Annotated in this window: 15 protein-coding genes; 4 read left to right on the top strand and 11 right to left on the bottom strand. The window is 66.2% G+C overall.

The features are described from left to right. Positions 1 to 59 precede the first annotated feature (59 nt). Entirely contained in the window at positions 60 to 929 is an 870-nt protein-coding gene (locus VRZ08_RS09010; RefSeq protein ID WP_414532341.1) for a LysR family transcriptional regulator, read from the bottom strand. 66 nt (positions 930 to 995) lie between these two features. Here VRZ08_RS09010 and VRZ08_RS09005 point away from each other — a divergent pair, with 66 nt between their 5' ends. Then, positions 996 to 1,433: a tautomerase family protein gene (locus tag VRZ08_RS09005; RefSeq protein ID WP_414532340.1), complete on the top strand. Its 438-nt coding sequence runs from the start codon at positions 996 to 998 to the stop codon at positions 1,431 to 1,433. 23 nt (positions 1,434 to 1,456) lie between these two features. Here the strand turns inward: VRZ08_RS09005 and VRZ08_RS09000 are convergent, their stop codons facing one another. The 6 genes from VRZ08_RS09000 to nirK all read right to left on the bottom strand — a co-directional run bounded on the left by VRZ08_RS09000 (position 1,457) and on the right by nirK (position 8,220). Continuing rightward, complete coding sequence (locus tag VRZ08_RS09000; RefSeq protein ID WP_107345766.1) at positions 1,457 to 1,672, bottom strand: hypothetical protein; 216 nt, start codon at positions 1,670 to 1,672, stop codon at positions 1,457 to 1,459. A gap of 173 nt (positions 1,673 to 1,845) precedes the next feature. After that, on the bottom strand, positions 1,846 to 3,474 hold the full coding sequence (locus tag VRZ08_RS08995) for an MBL fold metallo-hydrolase (protein WP_414532339.1): 1,629 nt from the start codon (positions 3,472 to 3,474) through the stop codon (positions 1,846 to 1,848). Next, the gene (locus tag VRZ08_RS08990; protein ID WP_414532338.1) at positions 3,471 to 4,382 is read right to left on the bottom strand and encodes a ribose-phosphate pyrophosphokinase; all 912 of its coding nucleotides are present in this window, start codon (positions 4,380 to 4,382) and stop codon (positions 3,471 to 3,473) included. Before VRZ08_RS08990 ends, VRZ08_RS08995 begins: the two co-directional genes overlap by 4 nt. Beyond that, positions 4,379 to 5,923 (bottom strand): thymidine phosphorylase family protein, encoded by a 1,545-nt coding sequence (locus VRZ08_RS08985; RefSeq protein WP_414532337.1) that lies wholly within the window; start codon positions 5,921 to 5,923, stop codon positions 4,379 to 4,381. The genes VRZ08_RS08990 and VRZ08_RS08985 overlap by 4 nt, the downstream gene beginning before the upstream one ends. Before the next feature lie 149 nt (positions 5,924 to 6,072). Then, entirely contained in the window at positions 6,073 to 6,954 is an 882-nt protein-coding gene (locus tag VRZ08_RS08980; protein ID WP_414532336.1) for an SUMF1/EgtB/PvdO family nonheme iron enzyme, read from the bottom strand. A gap of 153 nt (positions 6,955 to 7,107) precedes the next feature. Next, positions 7,108 to 8,220, bottom strand: a complete 1,113-nt coding sequence (gene nirK / locus VRZ08_RS08975) for a copper-containing nitrite reductase (RefSeq protein ID WP_107345761.1) — start codon at positions 8,218 to 8,220, stop codon at positions 7,108 to 7,110. Between the two features lie 237 nt (positions 8,221 to 8,457). Between nirK and VRZ08_RS08970 the strand changes: the two genes are divergently transcribed. After that, positions 8,458 to 8,682: a DUF1858 domain-containing protein gene (locus VRZ08_RS08970; protein WP_164573251.1), complete on the top strand. Its 225-nt coding sequence runs from the start codon at positions 8,458 to 8,460 to the stop codon at positions 8,680 to 8,682. Here the strand turns inward: VRZ08_RS08970 and VRZ08_RS08965 are convergent. The 4 genes from VRZ08_RS08965 to VRZ08_RS08950 all read right to left on the bottom strand — a co-directional run bounded on the left by VRZ08_RS08965 (position 8,655) and on the right by VRZ08_RS08950 (position 13,725). Beyond that, positions 8,655 to 9,365, bottom strand: a complete 711-nt coding sequence (locus VRZ08_RS08965; RefSeq protein WP_107356749.1) for a Crp/Fnr family transcriptional regulator — start codon at positions 9,363 to 9,365, stop codon at positions 8,655 to 8,657. The two genes, VRZ08_RS08970 and VRZ08_RS08965, sit on opposite strands and share 28 nt — an antisense overlap. A 115-nt stretch (positions 9,366 to 9,480) precedes the next feature. Beyond that, positions 9,481 to 9,762: a type II toxin-antitoxin system RelE/ParE family toxin gene (locus VRZ08_RS08960; RefSeq protein WP_414532335.1), complete on the bottom strand. Its 282-nt coding sequence runs from the start codon at positions 9,760 to 9,762 to the stop codon at positions 9,481 to 9,483. Continuing rightward, entirely contained in the window at positions 9,759 to 9,986 is a 228-nt protein-coding gene (locus tag VRZ08_RS08955; protein ID WP_107356747.1) for a hypothetical protein, read from the bottom strand. Before VRZ08_RS08955 ends, VRZ08_RS08960 begins: the two co-directional genes overlap by 4 nt. A gap of 157 nt (positions 9,987 to 10,143) precedes the next feature. Continuing rightward, a complete protein-coding gene (locus tag VRZ08_RS08950; protein WP_414532334.1) occupies positions 10,144 to 13,725 on the bottom strand; it encodes a PAS domain-containing protein in 3,582 nt (1,193 codons plus the stop codon). A 324-nt stretch (positions 13,726 to 14,049) separates the two neighbouring features. On the opposite strand from VRZ08_RS08950, the gene VRZ08_RS08945 reads away from it, so the two are divergent. Further along, positions 14,050 to 14,433 (top strand): phasin, encoded by a 384-nt coding sequence (locus VRZ08_RS08945; protein WP_107345756.1) that lies wholly within the window; start codon positions 14,050 to 14,052, stop codon positions 14,431 to 14,433. Positions 14,434 to 14,657: 224 nt separating this feature from the next. Then, positions 14,658 to 15,089, top strand: a complete 432-nt coding sequence (locus VRZ08_RS08940; protein WP_011159672.1) for a phasin — start codon at positions 14,658 to 14,660, stop codon at positions 15,087 to 15,089. The last annotated feature ends 155 nt before the right edge of the window (positions 15,090 to 15,244 follow it).

Genomic DNA, 15,244 nt, shown 5'->3' with positions numbered 1-15,244 from the left:
TGCAGCGGCGCAATGTCGCGATTAGAACTATTCCAGCCCAGGCACGCCGCCGTTGTCCGTCAGCCTAGCTGCTCCGCCAGCATGTCGCGCACCTTGCCGACCAGCGCCGGCTCGTCGCGGCGCGGCGGAACCAGGCTGAATTCGACTTCGGGCAGCGGCGGCAGCCGGTTGCCCGCGGCCAACACCACGGCGTCCGCCGGCACGGCCGAAGCGTTGAGGCAGGTCAGCCCGAGGCCGGCGGCCAGCGCCAGGTGCAGTCCGCCGACGCCGGAGGCCGAGTGCATCACCGTGTGCGGCAGCCGGTGCGCCGTCAGCGTGCGCGCGATGAAGCGCTGCAGCGAGCAGGTGTCGGGCAGCACGACGAGCGGCAGGACGCCGTCGTCAGGCATCACGAACGAGCGGTCGGCGACCCACAGCAGCGGCTCGCGCCGCAGCTTGATCCGCTTCGCCGCGTTTCGCCGCGACGGACGGTCGAGAATCGCCATCGACAGGCCGATGTCGAACTCGTCGGAATCGGCGGTCTCTTCGATCAGCGCGCTCTTGCGGATCGAGACGTGCAGCCGCAGATGTGGAAACTGGTCGCGCACGCGGCGCAGGATGCCGGGGAGCGCGCCCGGCCGAAAGTAATCGGTGATCGCCAGCCGCAGTTCGCCGGCGAGCTGGGCGGCGTGCATGTCGCGATAGGCTGCGTCGCTCAGCGCCAGCAGTTGGCGGGCATGTCCGATCAGGCGTTCGCCGGCGGGGGTGAGGCTGGCGCCGCTCTTGCCGCGCCGGAACAGCGGTTGCCCGCACATCTCCTCCAGCTTGCGGATCTGCTCGCTGACCGCCGATTGCGACCGGCATAAGCGCGGCGCTGCCGCCGACAGGCTGCCGGTCTCGGCCACCACCACCAGCGCATTGAGGAGATCGAGGTCGAACAGCCGGCTCATCATCCATCCGAAAACCAGATGGATGATATCGCATCTTCCCGTTTTTCAAGAAGAAAGAGCCGCGGCATGATCGGCACCGACACCCACCACCAGAAAGCACCGGACATGCCCGGCATTACCCTGACGGTCTCCCTTCCCCTCGACCCGGCGCTGACCGGACGGCTCGCCGCCGCGGTCGCCGAACTCACCTGCCGTGTGCTGCGCAAGGAGCTCGATCGCACGGCGGTGTTCATCCGTCATCATCCGGCCGATCAGTGGTTCATCGCAGGCCGTGTGCTCAGCGACTGGCGCAAGAACGCGTTCAAGCTCGAGGTCACGATCACAGACGAGACCAATACCAAGGCGGAAAAGGCTGCGTATCACCGCGAGGCGTTCGCGCTGCTGTCAGAGCTGATCGGGGACCTGCATCCGCACTCGAACATCCACATCATCGACTGCCGGGCGGCGGCCTATGGCTATGGCGGGGTGACGCAGGAGGCGTATGCGTATCGCGCGCCGGGCTGACAACGGCCGGCGCAACAACGGCTTCAAAGCAGCAGGTTGCCTGCACCGTTCTGGCAGGCCGGGCATTTGCACGCATGGAAATTGACTTCGGCGGCGACGTATTCGGCGCCACAATGAATGCAGGCGATCTTCAGATGCGGACGTCGATCAGCGCTGCAGCTGGCCGCCCGGGCGACCAGATACTGACCGAGTGCATTCTGGTCGCCTTCGGCGACATGATAGTTCGCACTCACGAGCATCCCCCGGATTGTGCATGTGCGAGATAGTCTAGCACACAGCCCTCGGGGGAATGCAATTCGAATAGCTGCAATCGAATCGCGCAATTCGGTGGCGCAGCGGTGTTGTAATGCCGAGAGTGAATCAAACCTTGCACGAATGGTATTCAGGCCATGAGGTCCGATCCAAAACGGGGCTAACGCCGTCCCGCCTGCGCGCCGTTGCCATTGCCGTTGTCGTCGAGCGCGCGGCGCAGGCGGCGAATAATCACGCTGCGCGCGCGCTCGTCAGCGGCGGCTTCGACGCTGGCGTTGATATCGAGCAGCAGCTTGGACATCTCGTTGTGCCAGTCGAGCTTGACCACTGATTCGGGCTCGAGCCGTCGGCGATGCTTGCCGTCCTGCGCGGTCGGAACCGCCGTGGTGAGTTCGTAGACGTCGTCGAGCACGGGCTGAAAGATTTTCGCGGCCGGCAGCACGCCGCCGCCGAGCCGCTCCGCAAATGCCGCGATCGCGGTTTCCTCGCCATGGGCGAGAAACAGCCCGCGATCGATCGGCCGCCTCTCGGTGATCCAGCGCGTCAGCTCGCCGGCATCGGCATGGCCGGAGTAATCGTCGATGCGGCGGATCTTGGCCTTGACGCGGACTTCTTCGCCCATGATCCGCACCGCCTTGGCGCCTTCTTCGAGGAAGCGGCCGAGCGTGCCGTTGGCCTGATAACCGACCAACAGCACGGTGCCGGTGGAACGGCACAGCCAGCGCTTGAGATGATGGCGGATGCGGCCGGCATCGCACATGCCGCTGGCGGCGATGATGATGTGGAAGCCGTTCAGCTTGGCGATCGCCTTGCTCTCTTCCACCGTCTCGGTGAAGCGCAGATGCGGCGAGGCCAGCAGCCGTTCGACGTCGACGTCTTCGTCGAGATCGGCGGCATGGCGGCGGAACACTTCGGTGGCGCGGATCGCCAGCGGCGAATCCAGGAAGATCGGCGCGCTCGGGATCGCGCCCTTTTCCATCAGGTCGATCAGATCGACGATCAGCTCCTGGGTGCGCTCGACCGCGAATGCCGGAATCACCAGGGCGCCGCGCGCTGCGGCCGCGGCGTTGACTTCGGCGGCGAGCCGCTCGTGGCGGAGCTTGGGCGAGGTCGGCTCGCGCACGCGGTCGCCATAGGTCGACTCGCAGATCACGTAGTCGAAATGCGCCGGTGCTTCCGGATCGGGCTGCAGCAGTTTGCCGTCGGGGCCGATATCGCCGGAGGCGAGCAGCCGCAGCGCCGACGACGAGCGGCCTTCGCCGTCGATCTCGATTTCGATCGAGGCCGAGCCGAGCAGGTGACCGGCGTTCCAGAACCGCGCGCGCACACCGGGGAGGACGTTGACCCAGCTCTGGTAATCGACCGGATAGAACGACGACAGCGTCGCGATCGCGTCGGCCTGGGTGTAGATCGGGCTGACTTCGGGCTTGCCGCGCGCGGCGTTGCGGCGGTTCAGCATCATCACTTCGGACTCCTGGATGCTGCCGGCGTCGGGCAGCATGTAGGAGCACAGATCGATGGTACCGCGGGTCGCCAGGATCCGTCCCTTGAAGCCCTCGCGCACCAGCTTCGGCAGCAGGCCGCTATGATCGATATGGGCGTGCGTCAGCAGCACCGTGTCGATCTCGGACGGGCGGAACGGAAACGCGCCGTAGTTCAGCTCCTTCAGCGTCTTGTGGCCCTGGAACAGGCCGCAATCGACCAGGAAGCGTTTGCCCTTGGTCTCGAACAGATAGCAGGAGCCGGTGACGGTGCGCGCAGCGCCGCAGAATCGAATGGTGACACTCATGCGCGGGTCTCCTGATTGGTCGTGCCGATCTCGGCTCGCAGCGCCTCGACAAACAGATCGTCGAGTGTGATCGCGTTGGTCGGGTGCGGCACGGTGTGGGTGGAGCGGATCGTGCGGATGCCGGCGGCGGCGAAGTCGCGCAGCATCGCCGGGGGAAACAACGCGTGGGTGATCACTGCGTCGACAGACGTTGCGCCGGCGCCGAGTAGCGCGCGCGTGCAGGCGATCAGCGTGCCGCCGGAGGAGACGATGTCATCGACCAGCAATGCAGGCCGACCCGCCACCGCGCTTGCATCAGCGAACGCGATCTCGACCGACCGGTCGCCATGGCGGATCTTCTGCGCCACTGCGGATCGCGTGCCGATCAGTTTGGCGAGCGCATCCACCCATTGCTGGGATTCGGAATCCGGTCCGACCACCACGGTGTCAGGATCGAGCGTGCCGCGCAGCGCCGCGGCGATCGCCGGCATCGCCGACAATTCGTCCGCTGCGATGCCGGGGAAGACGTCGCCGAGCCGCGGCGTGCGATGCAGATGCGGATCGACAGTGATGACGCGGTCGACCAGCCCTGCGAGCAGCCGACCCATCGCTTTCTGGCTGATCGCATCGCCGGGGTGAAATGCCACGTCCTGGCGCATGTAGCAGAGATACGGCGCCAGCAGCACCAGCCGGTTGCAGCCCTCGCGACGCAGCGCTTCGGCGGCGAACAAGATGGTCACCAGCTTATCGTTGGGCTGGTCGAGCGGCAGATACAGGATCGTGGTCGCGGCCGCCGGGCCGACATTGACGGCGATCTCGCCGTCCGGAAAGCGGTGCTGCGTGATCGGATGCGCCGGCACGCCGAGCCGTGCTGCGAGCCGAATGGCATCGTCCGCAGCCGAGTCCAGATAGCGCAGGGCGACGCTCACGACACCAGGTCCACGTCGGCCGGGGTGTGATGATTGATCGCGAAGCCGGACTCCGCCTGCGCGGCGGCCAGCGCCAGATCGAATTCGGCGCGGTCGGACGCATACACCCGATACAGCGGCTCACCTTTTTCGACGCGGTCGCCGATCTTCTTGAACAGATCGATGCCGGCGCCCTTGGCGACCGGCGCGCCGGCGCTGCGGGCGAGACGATTGATCCGCAGACAGTCGATGCCGTTGACCACGCCATCAGCGGCCGCTAGCACGTCGGCAGCATAGCTGCCGAGTTCGGCCGGACACGGCGACGGCCCCTGCGCGTCGATGATCTGCTGCATCTTCTTCAGCGCAGCGCCGCTGTCGAGAAGCTCCTTGGCGCGAGCGTAGCCGGTGCCGCCGCGCAGCTTCGGATCGTATTCCAAGAGATGCGCGGCGAGCCGCAGCGATTTCTCGCGCAAGTCCGCCGGCGCGCCGGGCTCGTTGCCGAGCACGGCCATCACGTCGCGGGCTTCCAGCACCGGGCCGATGCCGCGGCCGATCGGCTGACGGCCGTCGGTGGTGACCACCTCGACGCCGATGCCGAAATGATCGCCGACGAATTCGAACAGCTTGCGCAGCCGCATCGCCTCGTTGGCGCTGGCGACCTTGGCAGAGGGGCCGACCGGGAAGTCGATCAGCAGCCGGGTCGAGCCGGCGGCGAGCTTCTTCGACATGATCGAGGCGACCATCTGCTCCGGCGTGTCGAGGCTGAGCGGCCGTTCGACCGAGATCAGGATGTCGTCGGCCGGCGACAGGTTGACGTGGCCGCCCCACACCAGGCAGCCGCCGCAGGAATGCACCACCTGCTTCATCTGCTCGACGTCGAGATCGACCCTTGCCAGCAGCTCCATGGTGTCGGCGGTGCCGGCCGGCGAGGTGATGGCGCGCGACGAGGTCTTCGGAATCATCAGCCCGTGCGCGGCGACGATCGGCACCACGATCATGGTGGTGCGGTTGCCGGGAATGCCGCCGATGCAGTGCTTGTCGACGACGATTGGATTGTCCCATTTCAGCTTCGTGCCGACCGACGCCATCGCGCCGACCAGCGCCAGCAACTCGTCGGTCGAGGTGAAGCGCGCGGCGCTGATCAGGAACGCGGCGATCTCCATGTCGGAGTAGCGGAAGTGCGCGAGGTCATCAACGATCGCGGTGATCTCGGCGGCCGACAGCGTGTGGCCCTGGATCTTGGCGCGCACCGCATCGAGACTAGCGGGCGACCGTGCCGGCGTCACCGACACCGTACTGCCGACCGGCTCGTTGAAGCGGCGGAACGCCGGCTCCGACAGACCGAGTTCATCAGGCCCGATCATCGCGTCGTCGTCGGTGATCATCAGCGTCGCCAGCAGCACCTTGGAGTTGATGCGCAGCTCGACGCGGCTGAAGCCGCGAAACACTTCGGGGCGCAGGGCGCGCGAACGGCGGGAGATGACCGCAACGTTCTCGCGGCCGGTGTCGAGACTGATCCGCCGAATGGTCAGCGGCGGGCGGGTGAGATCGGGAGCATTCAAAATAGCGCAACTCCGCGCATCGGCCGGGCGGCCTTCAGGAGCGCGTGGCGAAGCGGCGGGTGCCGGGACACGCGATGGCTGAGGCTAGGAGCTCGGCCCGCGGGTCTATTTGATGCGTGTCAATGTCCTGCGCGGCCTTGGGTCGCGGTTCAAATCCCGGCCGATGCCATCGCGCGGCCCAGGTGCTCGCGCAGCCGCGCCAGCGGCACATCCTGTTCACGCACTAGGCGAAAACCGAGGTGGATCGGCGGCAGGCCGGCCGAGCAGCCGCCGGCCTTGGCGTCGCGGATGAAATCGGAGACGTAGGCGCGGTGCAGCCCTTCGGCGATCCGCACGCCGCAATTGGCGGTCTGCGCCTGCGGCCGGCCGGCAGCATCGATGGCGGTGCGGTCGAAGCAGGTGGTGGTCCATTCCCAGACGTTGCCGGACAGATCGAGCAGTCCGCGCTCGTTGGCGCCGAAGCCGCCAAAGCTGCGCAAGCTGGCCGACAGATCGTCACGATCGGATTCGCGCTCATAGCGCGCGATCCATCGCACCGACGGATCGTCGCTGTCCGAGGCCAGCCCGTCATCCTTGAATTTGCTGCCGGCCGCAAACGCCCATTCGGCGTCGGTCGGCAGCCGGTAGTGTGCGCCGGTCTTGCGCGACAGCCAGTCGGCGTAGGTGGTGGCGTCCTGCCAGGACACCTGTACGGCGGGCCTGTCGGCGCGAACCGCGGTGTTGGCCGGCATCGGATGGCAGGCGCCATCGTCGACGCAGAGTTGATAGTCCGCCGTGCTGACCTGATGCAGCATGATCGACAGCGGGCGGTCGAACTGCAGCTTGGTCCGCGGCGCCTCGATCTGCCGGCCATCGCGGGTGAATTCGCCGGGCAGCCGGTAGTCGATCGCGCCCGGCGCGATCTCGACCATCGCCTGCTGGCCGTCGAGCGCCGCGTCGCCGTGGCCGATCACCAGCGGCGTCACCGCCAAAGGCGTGGCAAAGCCGGCGAGGGCAGCGAGGGCGATCTTGGCTTTGAAGGCGAGCAGCATGGCGGCAACCAGGTCATCTGTCTGTCATTGCGAGGAGCGAAGCGACGAAGCAATCCAGCTCCGATCGCTGGACTGGATTGCTTCGGTTCGCTCGCAATGACGGGAGGGACGCGAGGGACCCGCGCGGACGCGGGTCCTGGGGGGCGGAGGTGATTAGTTCGTCGGGCCGCCGGGGATCGGGCCGGGTGCGCTGACCTGCTTCATCAGGTCGTCGTTCCACTTGCCGTCGACCTTGAAGTGGGCGGTAGCGCCGAGCTCGATCGCTTCGATCAGGTTGTGGTTGAGGTAGGCGTAAACGCCCGGCTGCTTGAAGGTGTACAGCGCAGCACCGGCCGAACCGCCGCGAATGAACCAGGTCTCGAGATTGGTCTCCGGAGGATTGGCGAACTTGCCGGTCTCCCAGACGTAGTCGCCGTGGCCGCCGATCAGGTGCGGGCGGGTGTCGCGGTTGGCCTGCGAATGCACGATCAGCACGGTCTCGCCGACCTTGGCGGGCATCGCGTTTTTGCCGGTCAGCGCGCCGACCTTGCCATTGAACACCACATGGGTCGGGATCAGCTTGCGCATCACCTCGGCGGTGTCGACGTAGGATTCGGCCGGCGACGCATAGGCCTTGTATTTGCCGTTCTGGTCCTTCGGAACGTACATGTCCTGCTCGCCGATGTAATAGACCCGGTCGTAGCGCAGCGGCTTGCCGTTCCGATCCTTCAGGCCATCACGCGGCAGCACCATGATGGCGCCATTCATGCCGGAAACGACGTGCCACGGGATCATGTTGCCGCCGGGGGCGCAATGATACACGAATACGCCGGAGCGATCGGCCTTGAAGCGTAGCACCACCTGTTCGCCGGGATTGATCAGCGTCAGCGCGCCGCCACCGAGTGCGCCGGTCGAGGCGTGGAAGTCGATGTTGTGCGGCATGGTGTTGCTGGCGGGATTGACCAGCGTCAGTTCGACATAGTCGCCCTCATGCACCACCATCAACGGTCCGGGCATCGAACCGTTGAAGGTCATCGCCTGGAATTTGGTGCCGTCTTCGTCGATCACCACTTCTTTTTCCTGCACCACCATCTTGAATTCGACGACCTTGGGTCCATCCTTGGTGGCCTGCTGATGCGCGTGCACGAAGGGCGGTGCGACCAGTTCGACCTTCTGGCGCGGCAGCTTGGAGACATCGTCTTCGGCGGCGGCTGCTGCCACGGTCGGCGCGCTGAGTAACAGTGCGGTGACGGCGGCGCTCAGCAGAGTATCTCGGCGGGTCATCATGGTAGAGGTCCTTGCGGCTGGATTGAAACTCGGCTGGCGCAACCATGCTCCTGCCGCGTCCCCGCTGTTTGTCCCAGCACAAGCTCGCAGATGAATACCTTTCAACTACGGGATCACCCGCATCCGTCATTCGTCGGATGGGACAACTACGAGGTGTAGGAACCCTCCGAAACGTTGTCGCGCGACAAAGAACGCTGCCGCCCCGGGCCTCAGCATGGCGGGTCAACGGAGACGACAATGTCGATTGACCGCACCCTCGTAGTCGAAGACGTGATGCGCCGATGGCCGGCGACGATCCGGGTGTTCCTGGATTTCAAGCTCGCCTGCGTTGGCTGTCCGATCGCGACGTTTCACACGATCGAGGATTCCTGCCACGAGCATGGCATCGCCGAGGCGCCGTTTCTCGCGGCGCTGCGCGAAGCGGTGGCTCAGTCTCAGGAGGTCTTGTCGTCGGGCGCCTGATCGGCCAGCACCACGAGCTGATGTGGCTCGCGCAGCACGATCTTCTGCCGGCCGCTTTCGATCAGGCCCTTCTGCTCCCAGCCCGACAACAGCCGGCTGACGGTGTGCAGCGTGGTGCCGGTCATCTGTGCGATGTCCTGCCGGCTGATCGGGAAATCGATCTGCACCCCGTTTTCGACCTTGCGGCCGCTCTGCTTGGCGAGCCGCAGCAGCGCATGGGCGACGCGCTGCTCGACCTGCTGGGTCGACATCTCCACCACCCGGGAATGCGTCTCCTGCAGCCGGCCGCCGACGGTGCGCAGCGTGTTGGTGGCGAGCGCCGGATACTGCTCGACCAGCCGCGGCCAGGCCGCGGTCGGCCAGGCCAGCACGATCGAATCGTCGACCGCGGTGGCGGTGGCCGGATAGCGGTTGAGCCCGATCGCCATCGCCACGCCCAGCGTTTCGCCGGGCGCGACATAGCGCACCACGATCTGCTCGCCGGCCGGCGTCACCTTGCTGGCGCGGACGTGGCCGTGCAGCAGCACGAAGAACGAATGGGCGTCTTCGCCCTGTTCGAACACATGGCCGTTCTTGGGAACCCGGATCGACCGCGCCTCCAGCAGCACGGCGTCGAGCTCCGCCGGGCTCAGCCCTGCAAACAGCGGCAGTTTCGCAACCACGGAAGTGTCGATCGTCGCCATCGAGGCTCTCGCGCCAGGGGTCGATCCGCGCAGCTAAACCGCGATTGCCAGCGGGGGGCAAGGGGCATTGACGATATCCCATGCGGCTGAGTTCAGCAGCAACTTGGAGGTGAGCTCAGGACGGTGCCGCCGGCTTCCGAGCGCTGTGACGCACGCCGTGAATGATGATCTCTGATGCGGTCGCGCGATAGAAAATCACGTAGGGATAAGGATAGGCAACCACGCGACGTAGCCCCCTCGCGGTTTCCCTCCCAGCCTCAGGATATTCGAGGAGCAACTCGATCACCGCGTGGATGCGCGCTTTAACGTGGCTTGCACCCAGTGGTGAGCGCTGATCGATGAAGTTGAGGACTTTGTCGAGTTCGACGGCAGCACGGATCGTATAGTGCAGCTTCACAGCCCGTGCTTGGCCCAGATAGCGCGAATTTGTTCCTCAGTGGCGAACTCGCCGCGTTCGGCCTGCGCTAATGATTCATCGAAAGAGGCCGCCTCTTCCGCAGACAGCTCAAGTGCCGGCTGGTCCACTGCTGCAAATTGCATAACCAGTCTGGCCAATGCGTCCTGCTGCTCGGCGGGAAGGCCGCGGACGGTCTCGATTGCCTGTTCGAAGAGCTTGGTCATTTGTAAACGTTAGCCGGCATTCGAGGTTTTAGAAAGCCCGAGCCGGCATCTTGGCAGGTCCTTCATCGCTCCGGCAGATTCGGTGTCCCGCCGTCCTAGTGCGCTAGTCTTTGGGCATCATGATACCATCGCGGATACGACGGCCCGCATCTCTTCCTCACACCGCCGCAGGCATGTGGGCGAACACCACTTCGATCAGCGTGCCGGATTGCGGCGCGCTCTTGATGTGGAAGGTGGCGCGGTTGGCTTCGACCAGCGCCTTGGTCAGCGACAGGCTGACGCCGGCTGCTTCGGTGCGGTCACTCGGCGTGCGGAACGGCTGCAATGCGGCGGCGAGTTCGTCGTCGTTGAGACGACTGCCGGTGTCGCGGACGCGCAGCACCACCTCGCCGGCATCGCTGAGCGCGGTCGAGACGATCACCTGTCCGCCGGCATTGGCCAGATGGATCGAGGTGCTGATCAGGTTCATGACGATCTGGCGCAGCGCCTGTGCGTCGGCCACCACGGTCGGCAGCGAATGCGCCAGCGAGGTCCGGATGATGATGCGCTCGCGATTGGCGCGCGGCTGCATCACCGCGACGCTCTGTTCGACCAGCTCATTGAGGTTGATGCTGGCGAAGGCGAGATCGAGCTTGCCGGTCTCGATCCGCGACAGATCGAGCAGATCGTCGACGATGCCGATGACGCGTTCGCCCGAAGTGCGGATGTCCTTCAAGTAATCGACGTAGCGTTCGTTGCCGAGCGGGCCGAACCGCTCCTCGATCATCACTTCGGCAAAGCCGATGATGGCGTTGAGCGGCGCGCGGATCTCGTGGCTGAGCCGCGCCAGCACGTCCGCCTTGGCGCCGGCGGCGCGTTCGGCGAGCCGCTTGGCCTGGTTCAGTTCGGTCTCGGTGCGCTGCACCTGCGACAGATCGCGGAACACGGCGAAGAAATTCGGCCCGTCGGCGCGGGTTCGGCCGATCGTCATGGTGAGCGGAAACAGCCCGCCTTCACGCACCTGGCCGAGCGCTTCGAGGCCGTGGTCGAGCACGCTCTGGGCGCGGCCGCTCTTGATGCTGTCCAAGTAATCGAGCACGGCGGCGCGGCTTTCCGGCGCGAACAGCTCGATCAGATTGTGCTGCGCCAGCGCGTCACCGCTGTAGCCGAACAGCGCTTCCGCGCTGCGGTTGGCGGCGCTGATCTGGCCGGCTTCGTCGAACATCAGCACGCCTTCGGCGGTGGTGTCGAGGATCGCGCCAAGCTCCTCGGCGTTCGCGGCGCCGACGACTAAGGGCGCATCCTCGAGCGCAGTCGCCGGCGCGAACGGCAGCTCGGGCACGGCGTTTGGTGCAGGGGCGGGCGAGCAGATCAGCGCCAGCGCCTGATCGCCGTCCCAGGCGATCGTGAACAGCCGGGCTTCGGTCGGCGCCGCGTCGCCGCCTTGCACGGCGGTGATGGTGATCGGCGTGCCGGTCTCCGAACTGCTGCTGGAATCGCCGACGCCGGAGTCGACATAGAGGGCATCGAGGCCTCCGGCCTCTTCGAGCGCGGCGACGCTCGCAAAGCCCATCCGCGCCAGGAATGCGGAGTTTGCATAGAGCAGCCGGTCGAGCCGATAGATCAGCACGCCGACCGGCATCAGATCGAGCAGCAGGCGGTCGCGCGCGCTGGCGCCGCTTGCCGGCGTGGGCGCCGGCGCGAGCCATTCGGCGCGCGGGGGCTCCGGCGTTTCAGCCGGTGCTGTTTCCTGCTCCGGCGCAACTTCGTCGTCCGCGATCGATGGAGCATCGGCGGCCGGCGGAGTCTCGCTTGCGAGCCGGGCTGCCAGTTGCTGCGCCAGTTCGTGGAAGGCGCTGTTCTCGCCCGGGGTCAGCGACGGCGCACGCGCGTCGTTGGCGGCGCGGAACGGCAGGACGTTTTTCGGGGTATCCACGGGCGTGTCCAAGGGGTTCAAGAGCGGGTCCAGAGCAGGGGCCTGGTCTGAAGCGGAGGAGTGCGGCGCGCGATCGGCCGACAGCGGCTGCGGCCGCGGCGGCGGTTCGCTCGAGCCGTGCCGGCGGAGCGCCGCGAGATAATCGAGCGCGGCGAGATCGCGGCAGACGCCGAAGCCGCGATAGCCGGCAAAGGCACCGTTCTGATCATGCACCGGCAGACCGGACATTTCGATCGGCAGCCGCAGCGCGGCGCCGTCAGCCGGCCATTGCAGGGTGATGCCGCTCCAGGTGTGGCGGGTGGCAAGTGCGGCCGCGACGAGACCTTGCGGATCGAGCCTGAGCCGGTCGGCGACTTCGCTCCATCGCTCGCCGAGATTGGCGGCGGTATGCGGGCCGATCAGGCGGAGGAACTCGTCGGAGGCGATCGCCAGTCGGTCGGCCAGATCGATCTGCCAGACGAAGCGCAGCGGATGCCGGCGCGGCGCAGGCAGTTCGGGCGGCGTGTCGATGACGGGTGCAGCGCCGGTTGCCGCCGGCTCTGCAGCGGCCGGCTCGGGGGTCGCGGATTGTTCGGTGGCGGACTGGTGTTCGGTCTCGACAACGTCCGGTGCTGCCGGCTCGTCGGCGACGGCCTCGATGTAAGGCGAGGGCTCATGCGTCGTGTCAAGCGCGACAGGCTGTTCGACCGGGACCACCTCGGCGGCGGGCTGTTCGACAGGAGCAGCCGGCGGCGAATGCGGCGCGTTGCTATCGACACTGTCCACCTGCGGCTCGGTCGACGCCGGCTGCGCCTCGACAGCGGGGGCGACGTCGTCGAGCAGCGTGAATTCGGCAGGCGCTTCGCTCAGGATTGCGAAGGTCTCGTAGTCGGGCTCAGCCGATGCCGCCGCGGTTTCGGCCGGCTGCTGATCGGATGCGGGTTCTGAATTGTTTTCCAGTCCGACGGGCGTCGGCGGTTCGCTGGATTCGTCGTTCGCTTCTGGCGCGACCGCGATCGGCTCTGCCGCGCCCTCAATTGCCTGCGGAGCTTCGACAGTCGGCTCGGCCTGTGTGGCCGGCTCGACAGGCGCCTCAACGGCCGTCGGATGCTGGGCTTCAAGCTGTGGATCTGAATCAGGCTGAGGCTGCGGTTCTGAAGACTGAGCTTTCGGCTGCGGAGCAGGCTCCGTGATGGTGCCCGGTGCCAGCAGCGCAATCAGGCCAACATCCGCGCCGCTGCCGACCCGCTGCAGCACCAGATGGCCAAATCCGATCGGCGTTTTGGCGCGGCCGAGCCGCAGTGCGTCGGCGCGCGCCTGGTCGAGACCAGCCTCACTCAGATTGCGGAAGCCGAGCAGCGTGCGCGCGGCGGCGCTGGAGCCGACGAACAGGCCGTCGCTGGCGAAAGCCGCGATCGGGGTGTCGACGCCTTCGACCAGGCCGCGCAACCGGTCGATCAACGGCATCGGGCGGCCGATCGATTCCGCGGCGGCGATCAGAACCCCGGCGCTGCCATCGGCGAAAAAGAGCCGGGTGCAGGCGCAGGTCACCAGCGCGCCGAGCGGGGCGCCGAAGCCGCGCAGCCGTTCCAGCCGCGTCGCGCCGTTCTGCGGCAGCTTGGCTGCGAGCTGGGCAACCTGACGGCGATGCGGATCGGCGGGACGGAAGCTGCGGCCGGCGAGCTCGGCGGCATTGGCCGCGCCGAACAGCCGGGCGGCGACTGGGTTCGCCCATAGCACGCGGCTGCCGTCGGTCGTCCACAGCCACGCCGGCAACGTCCGGGTCGCGTGCACCGCGAGCCGGGGATCGTCGACCCCTCGCAATTGAAAGTCCCAGTTCGTCATCGCTACTCGTACGCCCGGCTCGCCAGCGGTTGCGCCTGTGGCCGACAGAGCGCGGGGCCTGAGAACCTTAACAATTCATTATCGCCAGCGGCTCCCGTTAGGTCCACGTTTGCGATGAAGCTATCCCGTCTTAAGCGCCGATAACCTTAATTTGGCCACGCCTGAGGACCTGGAAAGCCCTGATCGCGTTGGAAGGTTGCAAAACCATGACGATCGGTCACGATGCGCTAGTCGACATCCGCCGGTCACACCGGCGATGCGATAGGTCGGTAAGGTCTTCGGCGCCGGGTCGAGCAGCGGCGTAACAGGCGGAAGGAGCTGACGATGGATCAGGAAGAGCGTGATCGGTTCGAGATTCCCAAGGAAATGCGCTCGATGGCCGAGGCCGGGTTCGATCAGGCCCGCAAGGCGTTTGAGCACATGCTGTCCAGCGCCCAGCAGACTGCCGCCACCATCGAAGATCGCGGCGCCGCCGCCCGTGCCAATGCCAAAGAGATTACCGGCCGCGCCGTCAGCTTCGCCGAGCGCAACGTTCATGCGGCGCTCGACTACGCCCAGCAGCTCGTCCACGCCAAGGACCTTGGCGACGTGATGCGGGTGCACACCGAATACGTTCAGTCGCAGATGAAAGCGCTTGCCGAGCAGGCCAGCGAGCTCGGCCAGGTCGTCACCAAGGCGGCTCAGGACGTGGCCAAGCCGAAGAGCTGAGCCTTTACGTCCAATCGGCCCGGCGGGGCACCGGCCCCGCCCCACCACGCCCATGGCGCGAAATGTGGCAGTGCAATGCAATTTTATGTTGCATTGCACAATTTCTGTGGTATTTTATGACGAATGGACGGCCTCGGTCGTCCCGGCTCGGCGTCCAGCCTGAAGATTGTGCAGGCCGCTCGCGCGGGTCACTTCGATTTGCCCCACCAGCGAAGGATGCCCCTATGGCCGACTCGAGCGATCCGTTTTCCACCGTGCTGCCGTTCCAGCTTCCGGAGCAGGTCCGCGCCTTCGCCGAAAAGGGCGTGTCGCAGGCCCGCGAAAGCTACGCCAAGCTGAAAGACGTCGCCGAGACCCAGAACGGCACCATCGAGGCGGTTTTCACCTCGGCCAGCAAGGGCGCGACCGATTATTCGACCAAGGTGTTCGACTTCGTGAAGACCAACACCAGCGCCAGCTTCGACTTCGCGCAGAGCCTGATCGGCGCCAAGACCCTGCCGGACGTGATGGAATTGTGGACCTCCCACGCCAAGAAGCAGATCGAGACCCTGACCGCGCAGACCAAAGAGCTCACCGAGCTGACCCAGAAGGTCGCCGCCGAGACGGTCGAGCCGATCAAGGCCAACGCTTCGAAGATCTTCAAGCCGGCCGCCTGATCCGGCCCGGTTTTCAACGTTTTCAGGGCCCGGGCCATGCGCCCGGGCTTTGTCGTCGGAAGGTTGTTGTCGACAGCACCCCCGACATTGGTTTTGAAGCCGAACACGGTCTTGCCAAAGCGCGGCGTTGCACCTAGTTTCCGCCCGTTCGCGGG

It is taken from the genome of Rhodopseudomonas sp. G2_2311 (genome assembly GCF_047501505.1).
Lineage (GTDB): Bacteria > Pseudomonadota > Alphaproteobacteria > Rhizobiales > Xanthobacteraceae > Rhodopseudomonas > Rhodopseudomonas palustris_H.
This window is presented reverse-complemented; position numbering and strand designations above follow the sequence as displayed.

Bases quoted from the DNA above. Each gene is read 5' to 3' on its own strand.
- VRZ08_RS09010 (WP_414532341.1), bottom strand. From the start codon at position 929: ATGAGCCGGCTGTTCGACCTCGATCTCCTCAATGCGCTGGTGGTGGTG.
- VRZ08_RS09005 (WP_414532340.1), top strand. From the start codon at position 996: ATGATCGGCACCGACACCCACCACCAGAAAGCACCGGACATGCCCGGC.
- VRZ08_RS09000 (WP_107345766.1), bottom strand. From the start codon at position 1,672: ATGCTCGTGAGTGCGAACTATCATGTCGCCGAAGGCGACCAGAATGCA.
- VRZ08_RS08995 (WP_414532339.1), bottom strand. From the start codon at position 3,474: ATGAGTGTCACCATTCGATTCTGCGGCGCTGCGCGCACCGTCACCGGC.
- VRZ08_RS08980 (WP_414532336.1), bottom strand. From the start codon at position 6,954: ATGCTGCTCGCCTTCAAAGCCAAGATCGCCCTCGCTGCCCTCGCCGGC.
- nirK (WP_107345761.1), bottom strand. From the start codon at position 8,220: ATGATGACCCGCCGAGATACTCTGCTGAGCGCCGCCGTCACCGCACTG.
- VRZ08_RS08970 (WP_164573251.1), top strand. From the start codon at position 8,458: ATGTCGATTGACCGCACCCTCGTAGTCGAAGACGTGATGCGCCGATGG.
- VRZ08_RS08965 (WP_107356749.1), bottom strand. From the start codon at position 9,365: ATGGCGACGATCGACACTTCCGTGGTTGCGAAACTGCCGCTGTTTGCA.
- VRZ08_RS08955 (WP_107356747.1), bottom strand. From the start codon at position 9,986: ATGACCAAGCTCTTCGAACAGGCAATCGAGACCGTCCGCGGCCTTCCC.
- VRZ08_RS08950 (WP_414532334.1), bottom strand. From the start codon at position 13,725: ATGACGAACTGGGACTTTCAATTGCGAGGGGTCGACGATCCCCGGCTC.
- VRZ08_RS08945 (WP_107345756.1), top strand. From the start codon at position 14,050: ATGGATCAGGAAGAGCGTGATCGGTTCGAGATTCCCAAGGAAATGCGC.
- VRZ08_RS08940 (WP_011159672.1), top strand. From the start codon at position 14,658: ATGGCCGACTCGAGCGATCCGTTTTCCACCGTGCTGCCGTTCCAGCTT.